This window comes from Gardnerella sp. DNF01141 (assembly GCF_049244255.1).
Lineage (GTDB): Bacteria > Actinomycetota > Actinomycetes > Actinomycetales > Bifidobacteriaceae > Bifidobacterium > Bifidobacterium vaginale_E.
On record NZ_CP058391.1, the window covers coordinates 1,486,654 to 1,505,136 of the forward strand.

The 18,483-nt window shown below is 37.6% G+C and carries 20 protein-coding genes; 19 read left to right on the forward strand and 1 reads right to left on the reverse strand.

The window, feature by feature from the left end:
• The first annotated feature begins 145 nt into the window (after nt 1–145).
• Nucleotides 146–652, forward strand: coding sequence for a GNAT family N-acetyltransferase (locus HXT35_RS05855; RefSeq protein ID WP_004128489.1), 507 nt, complete (start codon nt 146–148; stop codon nt 650–652).
• A 115-nt stretch (nt 653–767) separates the two neighbouring features.
• Nucleotides 768–1,721: a hypothetical protein gene (locus tag HXT35_RS05860; RefSeq protein WP_004128486.1), complete on the forward strand. Its 954-nt coding sequence runs from the start codon at nt 768–770 to the stop codon at nt 1,719–1,721.
• Between the two features lie 96 nt (nt 1,722–1,817).
• Here HXT35_RS05860 and HXT35_RS05865 read toward each other — a convergent pair whose 3' ends face one another.
• On the reverse strand, nt 1,818–2,228 hold the full coding sequence (locus HXT35_RS05865) for a hypothetical protein (protein WP_004128465.1): 411 nt from the start codon (nt 2,226–2,228) through the stop codon (nt 1,818–1,820).
• 500 nt (nt 2,229–2,728) lie between these two features.
• Here HXT35_RS05865 and HXT35_RS05870 point away from each other — a divergent pair, with 500 nt between their 5' ends.
• From HXT35_RS05870 to HXT35_RS05950, 17 genes are all read left to right on the forward strand, one after another.
• Nucleotides 2,729–4,012 (forward strand): hypothetical protein, encoded by a 1,284-nt coding sequence (locus tag HXT35_RS05870; RefSeq protein WP_004128464.1) that lies wholly within the window; start codon nt 2,729–2,731, stop codon nt 4,010–4,012.
• 212 nt (nt 4,013–4,224) lie between these two features.
• Nucleotides 4,225–5,196 carry a Fic family protein gene (locus HXT35_RS05875; RefSeq protein ID WP_004128463.1) on the forward strand — a complete coding sequence of 324 codons (972 nt, stop codon included), beginning with the start codon at nt 4,225–4,227 and terminating at the stop codon, nt 5,194–5,196.
• 236 nt (nt 5,197–5,432) lie between these two features.
• Nucleotides 5,433–5,882 (forward strand): hypothetical protein, encoded by a 450-nt coding sequence (locus HXT35_RS05880; protein WP_004128462.1) that lies wholly within the window; start codon nt 5,433–5,435, stop codon nt 5,880–5,882.
• Nucleotides 5,883–6,332: 450 nt separating this feature from the next.
• A complete protein-coding gene (locus HXT35_RS05885; protein ID WP_004128461.1) occupies nt 6,333–7,442 on the forward strand; it encodes an ABC transporter ATP-binding protein in 1,110 nt (369 codons plus the stop codon).
• Between the two features lie 10 nt (nt 7,443–7,452).
• A complete protein-coding gene (locus tag HXT35_RS05890) occupies nt 7,453–8,232 on the forward strand; it encodes a hypothetical protein (protein WP_004128460.1) in 780 nt (259 codons plus the stop codon).
• Nucleotides 8,229–9,167, forward strand: coding sequence for an ABC transporter permease (locus tag HXT35_RS05895; RefSeq protein WP_004128457.1), 939 nt, complete (start codon nt 8,229–8,231; stop codon nt 9,165–9,167). Before HXT35_RS05890 ends, HXT35_RS05895 begins: the two co-directional genes overlap by 4 nt.
• Before the next feature lie 617 nt (nt 9,168–9,784).
• Nucleotides 9,785–10,519, forward strand: a complete 735-nt coding sequence (locus tag HXT35_RS05900) for a M20 metallopeptidase family protein (RefSeq protein ID WP_421788021.1) — start codon at nt 9,785–9,787, stop codon at nt 10,517–10,519.
• A gap of 24 nt (nt 10,520–10,543) precedes the next feature.
• Nucleotides 10,544–10,954, forward strand: coding sequence for a M20/M25/M40 family metallo-hydrolase (locus HXT35_RS05905; RefSeq protein WP_421788023.1), 411 nt, complete (start codon nt 10,544–10,546; stop codon nt 10,952–10,954).
• A gap of 572 nt (nt 10,955–11,526) precedes the next feature.
• Nucleotides 11,527–12,171 carry a helix-turn-helix transcriptional regulator gene (locus HXT35_RS05910; protein ID WP_004128450.1) on the forward strand — a complete coding sequence of 215 codons (645 nt, stop codon included), beginning with the start codon at nt 11,527–11,529 and terminating at the stop codon, nt 12,169–12,171.
• A 5-nt stretch (nt 12,172–12,176) separates the two neighbouring features.
• Nucleotides 12,177–12,425, forward strand: coding sequence for a type II toxin-antitoxin system RelB/DinJ family antitoxin (locus HXT35_RS05915; RefSeq protein ID WP_050543269.1), 249 nt, complete (start codon nt 12,177–12,179; stop codon nt 12,423–12,425).
• On the forward strand, nt 12,397–12,576 hold the full coding sequence (locus HXT35_RS05920) for a hypothetical protein (RefSeq protein WP_080572227.1): 180 nt from the start codon (nt 12,397–12,399) through the stop codon (nt 12,574–12,576). The genes HXT35_RS05915 and HXT35_RS05920 overlap by 29 nt, the downstream gene beginning before the upstream one ends.
• Before the next feature lie 220 nt (nt 12,577–12,796).
• Entirely contained in the window at nt 12,797–13,375 is a 579-nt protein-coding gene (locus HXT35_RS05925; RefSeq protein ID WP_004128442.1) for a DUF7010 family protein, read from the forward strand.
• 53 nt (nt 13,376–13,428) lie between these two features.
• Nucleotides 13,429–13,722, forward strand: coding sequence for a GIY-YIG nuclease family protein (locus HXT35_RS05930; protein ID WP_004128439.1), 294 nt, complete (start codon nt 13,429–13,431; stop codon nt 13,720–13,722).
• Nucleotides 13,723–15,102: 1,380 nt separating this feature from the next.
• Complete coding sequence (locus tag HXT35_RS05935) at nt 15,103–15,720, forward strand: hypothetical protein (protein WP_230455190.1); 618 nt, start codon at nt 15,103–15,105, stop codon at nt 15,718–15,720.
• A 21-nt stretch (nt 15,721–15,741) separates the two neighbouring features.
• Entirely contained in the window at nt 15,742–16,860 is a 1,119-nt protein-coding gene (locus HXT35_RS05940) for an SPFH domain-containing protein (protein WP_421777657.1), read from the forward strand.
• 196 nt (nt 16,861–17,056) lie between these two features.
• Complete coding sequence (locus tag HXT35_RS05945; RefSeq protein WP_230455189.1) at nt 17,057–17,359, forward strand: TIGR04076 family protein; 303 nt, start codon at nt 17,057–17,059, stop codon at nt 17,357–17,359.
• Between the two features lie 765 nt (nt 17,360–18,124).
• Nucleotides 18,125–18,349, forward strand: coding sequence for a hypothetical protein (locus HXT35_RS05950; RefSeq protein ID WP_421777719.1), 225 nt, complete (start codon nt 18,125–18,127; stop codon nt 18,347–18,349).
• The last annotated feature ends 134 nt before the right edge of the window (nt 18,350–18,483 follow it).

Below are 18,483 nucleotides of genomic sequence, written 5' to 3' on the forward strand. Positions count from 1 at the left end.
TAATAAAGTTTGTATGTATGGTTTTTTTTTAATAGTAATACTATTAAAGCTAAACAGACTATTATGGATTCTAATTTTAATAGAATTGCATTCTTATTAGAATTGCAATCTTATTAGAATTGCATATTAAAAATAAGGAGCACGTATGCGACTAATTAGACCAGATAGTAAATATATCCAAGGTTATATAGAAGCTAATGAAGAAGATGAAATTTTTAGGCCGAATGCAGAAAGACGTTTTATACACCCTGAGACGATTATAGAGAGTTCTTATAACTATGAGCATGGTATAAATTTGCCTGAAAATTATGTTAAAGCTACTACATTTTGGCTGATAGATAATGAAAAATTTATTGGTGAAATTAATATTAGGCATGAATTAAATTCTTTTTTAATTAACTATGGTGGTCACATAGGGTACGAGATTAGACAGTCTGAATGTATGAAGGGCTATGGAACAAAAATGCTTTCTATGGCACTTACATATTGTAAAGAGACTTTGAATCTGCATAAAATTTTGATTACGTGCGATGATGACAATATTGGCTCGATACGAGTTATAGAAAATAATGGTGGAATTTTAGAAAATAAAGTGAAAAATAGCTTATCAAGAGGAAACGTTACAACAAGAAGGTATTGGATTAATATATAGGAAAAATATTAAATTTTATCTATACTGACCACTCAATCGTGGATTAGGACAATTTTTAGACATTTTGTATAATCAAAGCACTATATTCCGTGATTGCATTTTCTGGAGAAAGATGATGAGTGAGATGAATGTGAGGCCAGTTCTTTTCAAGCATGCTTTTTGGGATAATGTGATTATAGAAACTATTGCTGGCGTTTGCACTCTTATTATTGCGCTGCTTGTACAGCAGTTCGTAGGCCACCGCGTACTAGGTTGGGAAACTGTGGTCATACTCGCGTTGAGTGTTGTGGTGTTTTCGCTGCTAAGTGCAGCGTATCTGCAGTGGTATAGGCATCGCAGACCAGATGACGGGTATTTGCTTATTGGAATCATCGATTTTGTGCTCAGGCTTCTGGTGACTTCTGGTATTGCTTTATTGCTTGTTTCAAATACTACGCTGCTAAGCATTATTATTGGTGCAGCGATTACTAGTGTGTTGCTGTTTGTTTTTGAAAAGCCTTGGCAGCCAGGTATGACGGATGTGCAATTACAGGAAGCTTCAAAGAAATCGGTTGAGCTTGGCGTTCAAATGCTTGAAGAAGAACGCGTAAAGCGCGCCGAGGTGAGAAACAAGATTGCATTACAGCATGCGAGTGCAGGTAAAACAGGCACTCCTGGAGGTACGTCTTTAACATTCTCCTCGTTAATTGTTGCGAATATGCTGATGGAAGCAGTATATGCTGTTGTTACATTTTTGCTTGCATTGATGCTGCAATGGTGGATGCTGGGTAGTATCGCTGGCTGGCGAACGCTACTCGTCATATTCTTGGGCAATATGCTATTTTCTTGCGCGGCGTCTGCGGTTATGGTTCTGATGGGCGCATTGAAGGCTGATCAACAGAAATGCCTAACAAAAAATTGGCCTTTCTTGGTTATTGTTGTACTGCTTCGACTGCTGATCTTTGGTGTTCTCGCTTGGCTGCTTACACCGAGCTTGGTGTGGGTAAGCGTAGTCGTTGGTATTGTGCTTACCAATATTGTTCTCGTTATAAAGCATCATCCATGGAGAAGAACCGCAGTAGCCGCATAAGATTTTATAAAACTGTTTTCTTCTTCTTTGAGCAAAGGGCTCTACGTACGTCGAAAGCGTTGTGTTGATGTTAAGGTCTGATTAGGTGGGTGTATTTTAGGCTTTGTGCTTTTGGTTTCTTCTTCGTAAAAACTCTTTAACAATGATTGGAATTATAGTTGGGATACATTCAAGAGTAATAAAAAATGTAATGTACGTGCAAGTCCAGCTACTACCCAATTGCCGAGGAGACTCTTGTAATATCAATAAATCAATAGCAGGGGCGATAAGCGCGATAGCGATGGTTTTACAAACTCCTAAGTTTTCGAGTGTTTTTTGATTGACAACAATCGAGTAAAGAAGAATTTTTGTTAAACCAAGTGCATGAGCTATAACAATGAGTAAAAAGGGTGAGTCATAAACAATTTCCCAATCGAGTGATTTAAGAGAATTGATAATAAGTCCTAAAAGAGGGAGTAATAATGAAAAAAGGAATAATCGTATAGCTTGATATACAGATTTCTTCATAACTAACCTCCTTAAATTTATATAGTCAAGTGGATGCCTACTGTCATAGACAGACTATTTTTCACTCATTTTACGTTAATTTATCTTACTTGGAAAGTTGGGATAATCATATCCGATTAAAATCTAGCGGTCATTGGCAGACGGGGTTTAAGGAGCTTGGGTAAATACTGTACCGTTTTCACTAAGGCAGCGTAGGTGTGATAAGCGAGATTTTGTTTGCTTTTATGAGCATGACATAAAGTTCAGAGAAATTTTGACGATTTGATGTGTCATAAGTATTGGTTCGTATAGAAGTAGCGTCTTTAATATATTTAATATTGCGTATCGAATATGCTTGCTTATATGGATGAGAAAACGTTTAATGCTTTGATGAGAGTAGAAAAGAAGTTCAAATACTCGCGATTATTTACGCTAGAAGAGACCAGGCTAAGCAACTGGAATAATTAGAACAATTGTAAATCGTAAGCGCAATATAGGAAACAGAATGTAGGGATAGAAAAATGTTAGATTCGTCGACGAAAGAGAAAGAAAAGCAGGAACATACTCCTACAGATGAGAAAAATCCTCTATATTGTGAATCACATGAGCAAATATGTGAAAACCTTCGCAGTGCAAATAAGGGATCATCCAAGTATAAGGTTTTGCAGCCGAGTGCGGAAATCTTTTCCATCTTAATGATTATTGGAACTGTTTTTATGGCGTTCAATAAGCTACAGCTTTTTGGATGGATCACTTATTGTTTTGCAATTCTGCTTCTTGTTGTAGTTTCTCTTATTTGGGTTATTTGTGTTATTTGGCAGCGCAATATACATAGTCGTTTTAGGAGTGCAAATGTAGAGCGTAATAAATCTTTTCTTAGCTATGGCAAGCAACGGTGGAAGGGTAGAATCTCGCTGATTCTTTGTTGCTTTTTTGTGTTAAGTGGTATTCTAACTGCATTCTTTGGAATAACTGCGGTACGTCTTCCAAATCAGTGGCTTTTGCAGACTTGGGCGTATGTTATATGCGCGGCAATGCCAGTTGTTTGGATGATTACGATTTCTCTTGTATGTGTCTTCTATAATCTTTATCTTATCTCACTCGTACGGAAGATAGGTATAAGAATTGTACTTCGTTGTCTACATGTTCTGCTTTGTGTGCTGATTATCTTAGGTCTTGGATTTTTTGACGTTTTGTTTATTGTTGGCAGATATTCTGTGAAACAAAATGATAATGGTACGTACACAGAGCACGTGGATGATATGTATGCTCCTTTTGAGTATTATCTTTATAAGTCTGAAGGCCCATTTTTCCTTAAGTATCTTCGGCCAATGAAAGATTCAAGTGATACTGATCCAAAAATAAGTGAATCTGAGTGGTGTAGTAGAATTGATCGTAATAACAGGAAAGATACAAGATTAAAAGATGCAAGATTAAAGGCTGAAGAGCCAGATAAAAATTACGATTTGCATGATGCCGCTGAGCGTGATTTAGAATCAAAGAGGGAAAGAAATGCAGCGATTAAGATATTTGATAAGTATTTTGCGGCGAAAGGCTTTGCGTTCAAGGAGAACTATACCGCCAAGGGGGATATGTATTTTGTTCTGAGTGAAAGCCGTTCGGACATTACCTATCTGCAGTATAACAGGGACTCTCAGGATGGAAAATGTGGTCTTTATATTCTGTTTAAGGCTTCAAAATCTTCAGATGGAAGCTGGTCGCCGAGTGATGCTTGTATGCAGAACACCTATACTTATGAATATAGCACTGGGCTAATTGCAAAGAGCAGTAGGTCATATTGGTAGTAGGGTTGATTGGTTATATGTAGGAATATAAGACTATCGGAAGATTACTAGATAGTAGCATCCATAATTGTGTGCTCTAGTTGCTTATATTTTGGGGAACAAAACGGTGTAAAAATTGTAAAAAAGTTCCCTACATTATTGATTATTGGGGAACAAAACGGTATTTTATTTAAGTAAATGTTCCCCAATTTATGTGAAAAAGGAGTGTGAAGATGGCTGCAAAATATGATGATGTGCAAGAATTGCTTAGAAAAAAGGCTGATATTAATGCTCGCTTGAGTTTGCTTGCGTATGATGGTACTCCTGAAATCAAAAATCGTGGAGATGGTAAATATTTATACACCAGAAAGCGTGTTTCGGGAAAGTTGACGTCCACGTATGTTGGTGTGTATTCGGACGATTTGTATAATCTTCTTCTTCGCAATGCAAGTGAATCTAGGCAATTGCGTAAGGAACTTCGCGCTGTAGTAAGGCAGCTTGCGAATGCCGGATATTCTAATAGTGAGTTATCTGCTGATTTGGTGAACAATATTGCTTTTGCAAGGGCTAACTTAAAGGCGAATATTTACGATCAGGCGGTTTTGGAAGGTGTTGCTACTACTTTTCCTCAAACTGAAGAGATTATAGATAACGGGAAAGTGTTTGGTGTTTCTGCGAGTGACGTTCAAAAAATCTTGAATTTGAAGCATGCTTGGGAGTTTATTTTAGACGAGGATGTTGTATTAAGCAGGTCTGATTATTACATGCTCAGTCATATAGCGAAGCTTGTTAATGAGGGTTTTTTCTTAGACGGCGGTCGTATTAGGGGTGTTCCTGTTGCGATTGGTGGATCTACTTATATTCCGCCTATTCCTAATGAAATAGATGTTAAAGAAAAAATAAGGAATATTGTTGAAAGTGAGGAAGATAGTGAGAATGTTGAAGGTAGAGTTGGAAGGAAAGAGCCTATTGATATTGCGATTGAATTATGCGTTTATTGTATGAAGTCGCAGATATTTTTAGATGGGAATAAGAGGGCTTCTGTGATTTTTGCGAATCATTATTTGATTTCTCACGGTAAAGGCTTGTTGGTTATTCCAGAAAATAAGGTTCCTGAGTTTAAGAAGTTGCTTGTTGAGTATTATGAGGGTGAAGATTTGCAGGTGATTGCTTCGTTTATGAGGGAATATTGTTGGAGGCATTAAACCGCGTGATTATGTTGGTTCTTCTGTTTCTTCGAATCTTGCTGTTTATGAAAATTATAGTTTGCTAGTAAATGAAGAAATTAGTGTCGATAGTCTAGACAAATTAATAAAAAAATAGGATATTTATTAAGATTATTACAGTAATCAGAGCGAATAGGAGATCTTGTTTACTTAATAATCTGTTTTATAATCATTTGATACAAAGTGGTGTTAACGAAAAGGAGGCTAGTAGTGTTATGAGAAGTAAAACTATTTTTTGTAAAAACATTTTTCAAAGTTGTCTTGTTATGCTTCTGCTGCTAGGTTCTCTCTTTTCTCTTGCTGGATGTTCCGACGATGATGAGAAGGCGGAGCTTGCGTCGTATCATTGGGAAACAGTAGCGGTGTCTCGGGAAGAGTTTCGTATACCAGAAAACTATATGAACAAAGATGAGTTGTATCTCTTTGTGTCACGAGATATTCTGGATTCTCATTATGATTTGTCTAAAGTCACTCTTGGAGATAAGCCCATCAAATTAGTTGACTCACAGTTTAATTTGCCTAGTTCAGGACTTAAAGCTTTATTTTTAGTTGGGAAATTTGATTTAAAAGACAAGCCAGGCTCTTGTAAGTCAAGCTCTTGTGTTCTTAAAATACCAGGGATTAATAAAACAGGTAATGTTGCTATAGGTTATAAGAAGAAATAGTAATATTTTGCAAATGTTAAACAAATGTTTTGTGATTGCTTATATTTGAGTTTTTTGCGGAATGCTCATATAATTTTCCACGTAAAGCACATTTAAGTTTATGAGGTGTTGCGCTATGACTGCCCAAATGATAGCTAGTCTTAAGAACGGTTTGAAAGGCATATAAAAGCACATAAAACAGCTTAAGATACATATTCTTTAGCAGTATTAAACACGCATTGCACATGATGTTTTGTCATTATGTTTGCACATGCGCGCTGGTTTTTCTGTGGTTTTTGCACGTTTTTTGCATGTTTTTGCGTGTTCTTATCGTTCTTGTAAGCAAGCGTTATCTTTTCTTATCTGACTAACTGATTTTCATTGTTGAAATTTATTCAATAACAGTAAGAATTAAGGTTTAATAAAAGTAAGAATTAAGCTTTAATAACACGTAAGAACGAAGCAATAATAATGAATAATAATATAGAAAATGCAACTAATAGTCGCGATAACAATAATAAGCAGTCATCTAGCAACTTAATATTGCGTATTGATAATATAACAAGATCTTATTCTCGTGGATTCGGTCGTAAGAAAACAACTCGCCAAGTTTTACATAACGTATCTTTTGATATTCATTCTGGTGAAATATTTTGCTTGCTTGGCCCTAATGGTGCAGGTAAAACAACTACCGTGAAAATTGTTGGCACGTTGTTAGCTCCTGATAGTGGTAGTGTTCGTATTGCCAGTATTGATGCTGTGAGTAATCCTCGAGAAGCACGTAAGCACGTGTCGTTACTTCTTGGAGGTGAGCGAGGATTTTATCAAAAGTTAAGTGCATTAGATAATCTTCGTTATTTTGCGGATCTTTCCGCTGTTCCATATAGGGAGCAAGGAAAGCGTATTCACGATGCTCTTGAGCAAGTTGATTTACTTGATAAAGCTCATGATGCTGTTCAAACTTTTTCAAGGGGAATGTGGCAGCGATTACATATTGCTCGATCGCTGGTTGCTAGAACGGATCTTATGCTTTTAGATGAGCCTACCACTGGTTTGGATCCTGAAAATGCTAGGAAAGTACGTGAAATTATTCATGCTTTACGAGATCAAGGAATAGCGATTTTGCTAACTACGCATGAGATGAGTGAGGCTGAAAAATTAGCTGATACTGTTGCTGTAATAAATCACGGTAATATTATCGCTCAGGGAAGTGTGCAGCAGTTGGCTTCTTTGCAGCATATTGATCATGTAACAATGTACGCGTATGACGGTGAAGCATCAAGCGGAACTCCTAGTGTTAAGGAAGAATTGCAAAAACTTGATGGAGTGTTGTGGTGTGATGTTTTTGAATCACACGGAGTGTTAAATATTACTATCGCGTGGAGTAAAACATTATCTCAAGAACGAAATATTAAAATTTCTGTTGATGGGATTACGCGTTTAGGTGATCGTGCTGCAAGTTTGGAAGAAACGTATCTTGCTATTGTGCAAAATGATAATATTTCTGCGTCAAATACTTCTACTTCTACTTCTGCTGTTACGCTGTCTTCTTCGCCGTCCTCACTCCCATTAAGTAAGTAGGAGGCTTAATATGAATACTTCTACTCATTCATACGCTTCTGTGATTCGTGGCATGTGGTTTCAGCTTAAAAGCTTAGCGAAAACAACGTTTTTCTTGCAAAATGCGATACTTGCTCCAGTATGTTTTGCGTTGATGAAAATTGTTGCCTACTATGGTTTTTCTCATAATTGTGCTAATTGTCTTAATAATATTTGGGTTGATTCTTCTATAGCTGGATTATGGTCTGCTACAACTACTGCTGTTGGAATTATTGGATACCAGCGTTATTTAGGAACATTACAATATTTAACTTTAAGTGTTATCTCACCTTCTGCAGTGTTTCTTCCTATTGTAGGATCCGCAGCTTTACTTGGGTGCATTGGTATGCCGCTTGCGATTATTACAGTGGCTGTTTTCTGCCATGGGTTCTTTATGATAACATTCACGCAGCTAGTTGGATACTTACTTTCTATGCTTGCTTGCGTAGCTTCTGCTGCATTATTATCTGGAATTTTTGTATTATGCCGTAAAGCTACAGTTTATGAAGGTTTGATTTTAATTCCTGTATGGATGCTTTGTGGAATAGTGATCCCTGTAGAATCAATGCCATTGCCTGCTCGCATTATTGCGTTTATTCATCCGCTTACGTCTGCAGTGTGGGTGTCTCATGCGCAAGCGTTTAATGCTACTACTGTGTTAGCAATTGTGTTATGTGTTGTATTATCCAGCGTTCTGCTTGTTATTGCAGGTTTTATGTTACGTCATGCTATTCGACTTGCAACGCTTAATGGAAGTTTGAACATAATATGATACGAAATAATAATCAGGTTGAAACTATGCGAAATAAAATTATTCAAAATAGTAAGTGCGCTAGATTGCATCAATATAATCAATATTCACAGTATGGTCACGTGAGCGTGTTATCTAGTATACGAACTGGTGCAAGAGTGAGTATACAGAGTATACCTAGCTTAAATAGTTGGAATACTGCTGTTATTCGTATGATTATTGAGCCTCTTTTATCCACGTTCTTATACGTTTTTCTAGCTGGAGCTGTAAGCGGAGGATTCAATGGAGCAGCTAGTGTAGCGACTAGCGCTGGTTTTAATCATAGTTTGATTGCTTCAACTCTTGCTGCTGTGATGGGTGCGTGTTCTATTTCCACAAGTATGACTGTGTCAGAAGCACTAGCATGGGATCGTTTTGAAGGCACGACACCATTCGTGCTTACAAGCGCGAAAGTTGCATTACCATTATGGTTCGGTCGTATTATTGCGCTCGTGACTATTTCTTTAGTGAGTGATGCTGTGACTTTGTTCATAACAATGCTTGTAGTAAGCCCAAGTGCTTTCTTTGTGATTAATATGAGTGCGTTGATGCTGTTGTTCCTTATTGTTCCTGTTGTTTCTACGGGATTTGGTATCGCTATAGCTGCTATAAGCATGATGATGAATGATGTTTATACTATTTCTAACGCGCTTAGTGCAATACTTCCTATTGTTTGTGGTGTGATTGCTCCAATTAGCGTATTTCCTAAGATGATGCAATACGTGTTATATGTGATTCCAGTAACTCATGTTACTCAAGCATCTCGTAGTATAGTTGATGGTTCTGTAAATGTTGGTGTATCGATACTTGTGATTCTTGTTGTTGGTGCGTTGTGGGCAATTGTTGGTGTGATCATATGGAATGTTGGTGTGGCGGTTCAACAGCATAAAGGTACTTTAACAAATATAGGGTTTTAGCTGATAAATATGGGATTTAGTTAATTATATAAAGATTAAATTCGCGTATGGAGAGTGGGTGTAAGACTAGTGGCATGTTGATTATTGCGTAAGATTGCTCAGCAAACTATTAAGCCAATCTTAAACCTTTTAACGATAGTTTTTCCTATCGTTAAAAAGTGCACCAAATATCCATAGTGTGCACTCAAAAAAGTGTAGCTATACTAGGAGTTCTCGCAAGTCAAGCTGAGTTTGATAAGTTCTAATTTAAAGACTTGAGTATTCTTGGCATAATAGGGTTATATATTAAAAACAAATTAGAACTTGAGTGAGGCTAAAAAGATGAAATTAAATAAAAATAATTATGTACTGATAGGAATGTTATTTCTAGTTTTGGCAATAGTTTTAAATGTAATATCTAACATAAGTGATTTAGCAATTGGTATATTATATGGAATATCAATTGGTATATTGATTACAGGCATTATTAGGAAAAAGAAAACCTGTGATGGAAGCTCGCACGATAGAGGTGTACGGCAAGACATATAAGAAAATGCAGCATCACCGGATCGCACTACGAAAAACGCAGATATCCGTGCAGGTCGAGTCGAGGCGATGGGAAAAAGGCGGAATGAATTATGACTGATTATTTTAAAGAAGCTTTAGAATACAAAGGTGAGCTAATTGAAAAAAGAAGAGCCTTGCATCAAATTCCTGAAGTTGGACTGGATTTACCAAAAACAAAGGCATATGTAAAGGGTGAGCTCGAAGAACTTGGTCTTGAAGTAAAAGAATATGGTACATCCGGTTTATCTACCCTTATTCAAGGTGAAAAAGGTGAAGGAAAATGCATTATGATTAGGGCAGACATGGATGCCCTTCCAATGAATGAAGAAAGTGGTTTGCCCTTTGCATCAACCGGAAATACTGCCCACGCCTGTGGCCACGATCTCCATTCTTCTATTGCCTTAACTGCTGCAAAAGCTCTATTAAAAGAAAAGGCACATTTCAAAGGCGCAGTAAAATTTATGTTCCAACCTGCTGAAGAAATTTTTGCAGGAGCTAAAATGATGATTGAGAACGGAGTATTAGAAAATCCTCAGGTGGATAGGGCCCTTGCACTTCACACAGGTCTTGACGGAGAAACAGGTTCAATTTGTTACAATGAAGGCTATTTTGCTACAAGCTCAGATAACTTCAAAATTACAATTAAGGGTAAAGGCGGCCATGGCGCATATCCTCACACTACGATTGATCCGATACATGTAGCTGTCAATATTTACACAAATTTCTTAGAGCTAATCGCCCGCGAATGTCCACCTCAAGAAACGAGTACATTGACCTTTGGAATGCTAAGTGCCGGTTCAAACTAAAATGTTATTCCGGCTTTTGCAGAAATGCAAGGAACACTTCGCGCATACAATCCGGAGGTTAGAAATAAATTAAAATCAAGAATGCTGGAAATTATTGAAGGATTAAAGATCTCAACCAAAGCTGAAATCGATCTTGACTTCTTCACCGGAGTTCCAAGCCTTTATTCAGATCCGGAATTCACAAGAGAAATTGTGGGCTATATAAAAAATAGTGATTTTGATGGCGAACTTATTCCTGACACAAAAATAATGGCAAGCGAAGATATGGCTCTTGTGGCTGAAAAAGTTCCAACCGCCTATTTCAGTGTAAATTGCAAATTGCCGGACAACAACTTTAGCCACCACAATCCTGGAGTGAATTTTGACGAGAATATGATGCCAATTGGGCTGGGGCTAATGCTTACAGCCGTTGTCAACTGGCTAAACAACAACTAATTTGCATTAAAAAGGCCTTAAGATTTGACCACTTTGCACTTACCTTCAAAAGTTGGATTTCTTGGTTCAACTTTTGGAGGTCAGTGCATGACTCAAACAGCTCTTTTATGGGCTGTTTTTTTTTTATTTGCTTCGGAATAATGACCACTCAAGCTACGTGGAGAGCGTTTGCTTGATGTCAAAGGCTTTTGAGTAGCCGAGTGCATTTTTGCCCTTGTGTAGCAGGGGTTTACAGGGTATATCGTTAAAAGGTTTAATTATTGGTGACTGTAGGCTGGCTTGGTGCGGTTTTTGAGCGTGTTTTGGCTGTTTTCACTCGAGTGATATTAATTCGATTGTGTATGTTTTGGGGAACAAACCGTCGCAATAATCGTAGAAAAGTTCCCTACATTATTTGCATTCTTATGCTGTTACGGTTGGTAACTATAGTGTTTCACCTTGTTTCTTTTTCCGTTGTAAATTATTTGTTAGTTTGTAATTAGGCGGTATCTAAATCAAATGTTTCAATACTAATTTGGTTTCCGTCAAGTAATTTCATGATGTGTAATAAGTGATTTGAAAGGAGTTTTGTCATGAGTAGTGTTATATCTTTGGGAGAAAAAATTAGAAAGGCTCGTCTGGAAGCCGGGTTGACGCAGGAGGAGCTTTCGGAATTATTGATGGTATCTCGTGCTGCTGTAGCAAAATGGGAAACGAATCGGGGTTTGCCGGATATCGAGAATCTGAAATTTATTGCATCTGCTTTAAGCGTGAGTGTTGATTATCTTTTAGATGAGAACAATAGCGTTGATTTTTCTATTACTAAGAAGCCTATTAATCTCAATAAATATGGTTTAGACGGTAGGTTGAGCAGTTTTAAGAAGTCGAAAATTAAAGAGCAGGTTGTTCTAGATGAATATCCTGACTCAGAAATCAATATGCTAACTGTTGTTAAAACTTATAACAGTTCATCTGAGAAGATAGTGGATAATTTTGTTGGATGGTTTTCTACTCTCCTTGGAGGATTGCCATTGTTTGGCATATATGATTTCAGTAAAGCTGTCTCCACTCTTGGGGTTGATCAGTATTATTTGGTGGATAAAAAAGATAAGCAGTATTTCGTGCTTATAAACGATGAGTATATTATTAGCAGAATTATGGGAGTGGCGTTTAATAGTAAAAAGTTCCGTATTGGAGATAAAGAATTTATGAAAGTTGGTTTGCTTCGTAATAAGTAGTAAATATTAAGCAGAAGACTGAGCAGATTTTGGAAACGATTGTAGTTCCTAGGGCTACTGCTATTGACATGTTTTACCGTCAAATCATTCTTAATAATGGTATTCCGTTTTTGCTTACTATTCCAAAGTCGCTTCCAGTACAAGATGATATGGATGAGAAAACGTTTAATGCTTTGATGGCTAAAGGCTATGATCAGGCGGTTCAAGGTGATAGTTATCCGATAGATGATGTTTTTGAGGAGCTTGAACACTGATGAGCAACCGTGGGGTAAGCTTGGGTTTAGGAAAATACGCGTAAAAAACTATTACATTTACTTTTTGGTTGATGAGAATAGAAAAGAAGTTCAAATACTTGCGGTTATTTACGTTAGAAGAGATCAAGCTAGACAACTGGAAGAATTGTAACGTAAAGCGCTATCAAGCAGGCCTTAAACCTTTTTGCGATTACCTTTTTCTATCGTTAAAAGTTGCACCCACTATTCATAGTGTGCACTCAAAAAAGTGTAGATATACTCGGAGTTCTCGCAATCCAAGCAGAGTTTGATAAGTTCTAATTTAAAGACTTGAGTATTCTTGGCATAATAAGGTTAATGTAAAACATAAATTTGAATTTGTTGAGGTGATTATGAATTTAGAAGAATTAAGAAATGATATTATTATCAAACAAAAAAAGGGGCTGCCATTTATTATTGTTTCAGTTTTAATTTGGACAATGATTTTCTTCGTTTATACACTAAATATTAGCATTGAGTTCAAAAATATTTTGGCTTTTTGCTGCTCAACACCTTTACTCCCATTGTCATGGATGATAGGAAAGAAAATGGGTGTAGATATATTTTCAAAAGAAAATGAGCTAAGCCATTTAGGATTTTTATTCACAATGAATCAGATTTTATATTTGTTAATTGTAATGTGGGTTTTTAATGCACTACCAAGCAAAATGGTTATGGTCTATGCGATGGTTTTTGGCGCCCATTTATTACCATATTCATGGTTATATAAGTCAAAATCCTATAAGTTATTTGCTATTATAATTCCCATATTGGCACTTGTTATAGGTAATTTATTTAGTGGGGTTGTTGTGGCGGGAATAGTAGCAGTCACAGAACTTATTTTTGTATTTATCTTACAAAAAGAGGTAAGAATTTTTAAGAACAAGGATCATAAATCCCAGCTTGTCGAACTGAATAAAATATATTACTAAGACATTTACGAAAAAGTAGATGTCTTTTTTCATGCCCATTTTTAAGGTGGGACGTGACAGGGCGTATTAAATGCACGCTTCCTAGTTGGAGTGGTTTAGCTTATAAAGTTCCTAGAACCTATCTAGATAAATGTAAGAAAAGACTGCAACTCAAGCAGTGCGGCGTTTATTTTTTGTTCGGCAAGAATGATAATGACGAGGATGAAGTATACATCGGGCAGGCTAGTAACAGAAAAAATGGTGAAGGTGTTCTTTTTAGAGTTAATGAACACCTAAAAGACGATTTTTACTTTAGTGAAGCGGTTATGTTTACGACGAGTGACAATTCTTGGGGGCAACGGAAATAAGTTATCTTGAAAACAAATTTACTAACCTTGCTATTGATACTGATCGTTACAAGGTAAGGAATGGTAATGATCCTAACCCTGGTAATGTGACGGAAGAAAAAGAAGCGGAGTTAGAAATCAAGACACTGTATTTGCTACGAAGGACAGCCGCCTGATATGTCGGTCAAAAAAGCATGTCGTTTTTTGAGAAAGGTATGTCGTTTTTTGGATAGTATGTCGCTTTTGCTGGTTGGCTGGATAGATTTCGATTATTACTCCCAAAACGTGTGTAAATACACGTGAGAAAGCTTCAGGTGGAGGAAGATGAATATGTCGTCCCATGGTTTTGAAGACTATGGACTTCAAATAAAAAAGATATCCCAATACGTTGCCTGCGGTGTAACAGAGATTTTTTCTTAGCGCAGATGAGATCGAAATCGATGATAGCTGCGAAAATGCTCCTATGGGAACGGGGATGCTCATATAGGTGATCAACTATATATCCCGAACAAAAGAACGACGCTTTGACTTAATCCAGCGGGAAAGCTTCTCTCGATTCTGGTTGAAGAAACAGGATCTATTCGTTTTGATAACAATCGTGTAGTCTTTGCAGAAATACTACAAAGTAATTCAAAGATAGAAGCTATGCGATTACTTGGGAAAGTTGCCGAAGCAGTTATCGTAAGAAACTGCATAGATGATCCACAGCTAAATCGAACATGGATTTCTAAAGCACGCAAGAATCGTACTAGTCAAAGAATTGCTGACACTTTTCATGCAATTGGAACCGGACTAAACTCGACAAAAAAGAGATATCCTCACAAATATAGTCCTTCTGATCCACAGCGCGATATCATATGGATCAACAACGAGGGAGAATGTGCATTGGTATCTTGAGGACAATTTGCAGCAGGTTCTGTACCAAAATCTGAAGTTAGAATAATTCATTGAGGACGACGCTATCATTTATGCTGACAAATAACGGCACAAAATGTAAAATATTAGAAGTATTGTAAACAGTGATTTTTGGCTTATGAACTTAAAGGAAATTTAATATGAAAGAGGCTATATTCGATGCAAAAAAGAACAGTTGATTGATATTTTGACGGAAGAGTTTTCCGCCATTAAGGGCAAGGATTGGTTTTACGTAGGACGACTTATGTGGTGCAGTGGGGATTAGCAGATAAACCTACAGTTCAATTGAAACGAAGAGAAGAAAAAATGTCATGGAATGTGTTTTTGTCTTTGATTATGTTTTACTCAAACAACGAGAATGCGGTACCCATTATAGATAGGATTGGTGCTTTTTCTGATGATTTAAAGAGTGCATTTAACATCGGTAAAAGATAGGAAGAGATATCATAAGGTCGGGAGGATGAAATGACAAAACAGTATAGGCTCATGCCAAATGAAGCAATTATACTTAAAGAAGTTAGCGTGGCACATGGTGGAGTATGGGCAATATATACAGATGAGCTGATGCTTACAAATCTGAATATCGTTTGCATGAACAAGGGAACTTTCGGAAATGTAAAAAACATCTTTCAGTACCCCTTGAGCCAAATCAAGAAATACAACGGTAAACCTCAGGCTATCATGGGTAAACTATCAAATGGGACTCCATCGCTTGAGGTGTATTTTGTCAACGGTGAAGTAGAATCTTTTAATTTTCAGTTAGGTAATAAAAAGAAGATTAATCAATGGATTGATGCCATAAACAAATTGGTCGGTGGCGGCACCGTTGATCAAGATTTTTCCTCTGATGAAGATGATGATGAGGAGGATGATGATGAGGATACTTTTATCGGGGCATTTAAAGAAGCGGGTGATCAGTTTAAAGATGCTGCTGCTGAACTTTTTGGAGCCTTTGGATTTAAGCCAGGGAAAAAGAAAAGTGCTTCAACTTCTCAAGGTGTCGAGAGGGTGGGCAAAAAATGTGTTTCCTGTTCTGCTTCACTCATTGGAAATAGAGGACAGGTAGTTAAATGCAAATACTGTGATACAGAGCAGGCACTATAAGCAGGATTGGAGGACATTTACATGGGAATTGTCAGAGCGTTTACAGGTGCGATAGGTGGAACATTCGCAGACCAATGGAAAGATATTATTACGGCTGGTGCGTTTGATGAACATGTTGTTGTTTCTCCCGGCGTGTTAAAATCTTCGAACAACGGAAGAGGCACAAATTTCTATGGATCAGACGGAATTATTTCTAATGGTTCAAAAATATATGTACCAGAGAATACAGCTGCTTTTATCTTTAGTCAGTCAGGCATTGAAGAAATCATAACAAAAGCCGGTGGATATGAATATCAGAACGGTCAAGAGAGCGTTTTTAATGGAGACGGGATAAAGAAAGCAATATTTGGACAAATCAAAAACCGAGTAGGATATGGCGGCATTTCCGCCGACTATAAACAGATAGCATTTGTCAATCTGCGAGAGATAAGAGATATAAAATTCGGCACAAAGGGTGCTCAGGTTTATAACGATATTTTTTACGGGACGGACTTGGAGATTTTTGCATATGGCTCATTTACAATTAAAATCATCGACCCGGTTAAATTTATTAGAAACTATGTACCTGCTAATGTCACATTCTATACTTTTGATGATAAGAAGGTACGCTCTCAAATTCTTGCCGAGTTTTTGCAGTCGTTCACGGTTGCGCTGAACTCGCTTTCAAATAAATACCGTATTTCCCAACTTCCTTCTCAGTCGACAGCGATTGCACAGATAGTTGCAAACGATGCTTATAATGCAGGAACATGGGAGGATAGATTCGGCTTCAAGATTGTTCAAGTAGCCATTGAAAACATTGAATTTACTGAGGATTCGAGAGAACTTGTAAAACAGTATTCCTCTAACAAGATGAATCTAAAGGCCTATGATGATGTGTCACAGAGAGCATCTAATGTCGCTGCACAGCAAAAAATTGCTCAAGGAATACAGGATAATGGACTTGGGAATATGGGTGGCATGGTATTTGGCATGAATATGGTTCAGGGGCTTACAAATACAGCTGAACAAAAACCTGCTGCTGGGTCTTCATTTGATGATCAGATAGCGAATCTCAAGAAGTTAAAAGAACTCCTTGATGCTGGTATTCTTACACAGGACGAATTTAACGTTAAGAAAAAAGAAATAATGGGACTTTAATAAGTGATGGAAGAAGCTCCTCTCTCCGGAAAGAGACGGGTGCGAGGAGCTTTTTATATTCATCTTTCGATGGTAATGCACAGCTGCAGGAAAAAAATATCTGGCTGATCCCAAGTCAGGCACTTGTCTGTGTTTCAAGACGGGCGATGAGTCTATTTTGAAGAGAACGCCGGAGTAGGATGATTTCTATCACCTGATGAACGGCAAGTTCTGTGGAGAGGTGTTGGATGTCATCAGTCGCTATGTCTATACGTCGCTACAGGGAGGCTCCATCATGCATGGGTGGACAAATGATGAGCGCATGATGATTCCCTGCTGTAAGGACGGCACTCGGCCTGTGATTTTCAAAATCGAGTGGATCGATATTCCAGAGACTAACGAGGAACAGGAATGGATGGAAAAGCAGAACTTTAAGAACAGTGTTGATGATGCTTGTGAAGGATTAGGAGGGAGCTTCTTGAAAGTAGTTCTTATTAACGGAAGCCCGCGAAAGGGCTAGAATACAACAAAACTACTTGAAAGGCCATGGAGGGCGCGGCAGCAGCAAGTGCAGAGACAGAGATCACCAACATTTATGACAAGCCGTTCAAGGGCTGCGTCTCCTGCTTCGCGTGTAAGGTGAAGAACAGTAAATGCAATGGTCTCTGCGCTTATCGGGACGAACTGCGTCCACTGTTAGAGAAGGCTCGATTGCGATGTTAGATGAGCTTGAGCATAAAGTTGTACTTGTGTATGGCGTGATGTCGAATAGTATATTTCATTGATTAGAAACTAAAACTGAGTTTGTACAATATACTGATTAGACAACACATAATGAAGAAAAAATAATTTTGTTTCATTATGTCGTGAATGTTGTGACATTTTATAAAAATAAAATTTCCTAACCGAGATAAGAAATAACAGGTGTAAGCTAACTATAGATAATGCTTGCAAATAGGAGAAAAGTAAAGAATTTATATGAGCTTATTGAAAATAGCTTAAAAATCTCACGTGGAGAGTGTCGCATTGATGACACGGGTCGAAGTGAAATAGGCTCGAAAGCACTTGAAAATAAGACACTTTTCGGCTTACAGCTCCGCGAAAAAAGAAGGAGTTAAAGGCACTTATGAAGTAATCCGGGAAATGATAAGGTTGCTGAAAATCTCAGCGAAGGAGAACGGAATTTTATCGCGTTCCTGTACTTATATCATCGCTACGCGGCAGCCAAACTGAGATAGATTCTGGCAAGGACAAAATCGTGGTTATCGATTATCCGGTTTCCAGCATGGACTCCAGTGCGTTCTTTATCGTGATCGCTTTGGTGCGCGAGATGCTTGGCGTTTGCAGAAACAATGTCCGGTTGGAAGACTACGAATATAAAGGAAAGTATATACAGCAGATATTCATCCTGACACATAATGTGTTCTTCCACAGTGAGATCACATACAATCAGGTGAAGCATTATCTGTATGTGTACTTCTTCAAAGTGAACAAGAAGAACAACGTTTAGACCGTAGAGAAATGCGTCATTGAGGCCACAAAGGTTTCTGAGAAGGATAGAAAAACTTCAATCCGGTTCAGAACTCCTATGCAGCCCTTTGGTGGGAATGTGAAACGCTGGATGCTCCGATCTCGCTCATGAAT

Bases quoted from the DNA above. Each gene is read 5' to 3' on its own strand.
- HXT35_RS05855 (WP_004128489.1), top strand. From the start codon at position 146: ATGCGACTAATTAGACCAGATAGTAAATATATCCAAGGTTATATAGAA.
- HXT35_RS05860 (WP_004128486.1), top strand. From the start codon at position 768: ATGAGTGAGATGAATGTGAGGCCAGTTCTTTTCAAGCATGCTTTTTGG.
- HXT35_RS05865 (WP_004128465.1), bottom strand. From the start codon at position 2,228: ATGAAGAAATCTGTATATCAAGCTATACGATTATTCCTTTTTTCATTA.
- HXT35_RS05870 (WP_004128464.1), top strand. From the start codon at position 2,729: ATGTTAGATTCGTCGACGAAAGAGAAAGAAAAGCAGGAACATACTCCT.
- HXT35_RS05875 (WP_004128463.1), top strand. From the start codon at position 4,225: ATGGCTGCAAAATATGATGATGTGCAAGAATTGCTTAGAAAAAAGGCT.
- HXT35_RS05880 (WP_004128462.1), top strand. From the start codon at position 5,433: ATGAGAAGTAAAACTATTTTTTGTAAAAACATTTTTCAAAGTTGTCTT.
- HXT35_RS05885 (WP_004128461.1), top strand. From the start codon at position 6,333: ATGAATAATAATATAGAAAATGCAACTAATAGTCGCGATAACAATAAT.
- HXT35_RS05890 (WP_004128460.1), top strand. From the start codon at position 7,453: ATGAATACTTCTACTCATTCATACGCTTCTGTGATTCGTGGCATGTGG.
- HXT35_RS05895 (WP_004128457.1), top strand. From the start codon at position 8,229: ATGATACGAAATAATAATCAGGTTGAAACTATGCGAAATAAAATTATT.
- HXT35_RS05900 (WP_421788021.1), top strand. From the start codon at position 9,785: ATGACTGATTATTTTAAAGAAGCTTTAGAATACAAAGGTGAGCTAATT.
- HXT35_RS05905 (WP_421788023.1), top strand. From the start codon at position 10,544: ATGCAAGGAACACTTCGCGCATACAATCCGGAGGTTAGAAATAAATTA.
- HXT35_RS05910 (WP_004128450.1), top strand. From the start codon at position 11,527: ATGAGTAGTGTTATATCTTTGGGAGAAAAAATTAGAAAGGCTCGTCTG.
- HXT35_RS05920 (WP_080572227.1), top strand. From the start codon at position 12,397: ATGATGTTTTTGAGGAGCTTGAACACTGATGAGCAACCGTGGGGTAAG.
- HXT35_RS05925 (WP_004128442.1), top strand. From the start codon at position 12,797: ATGAATTTAGAAGAATTAAGAAATGATATTATTATCAAACAAAAAAAG.
- HXT35_RS05935 (WP_230455190.1), top strand. From the start codon at position 15,103: ATGCCAAATGAAGCAATTATACTTAAAGAAGTTAGCGTGGCACATGGT.
- HXT35_RS05940 (WP_421777657.1), top strand. From the start codon at position 15,742: ATGGGAATTGTCAGAGCGTTTACAGGTGCGATAGGTGGAACATTCGCA.
- HXT35_RS05945 (WP_230455189.1), top strand. From the start codon at position 17,057: ATGAACGGCAAGTTCTGTGGAGAGGTGTTGGATGTCATCAGTCGCTAT.
- HXT35_RS05950 (WP_421777719.1), top strand. From the start codon at position 18,125: ATGGACTCCAGTGCGTTCTTTATCGTGATCGCTTTGGTGCGCGAGATG.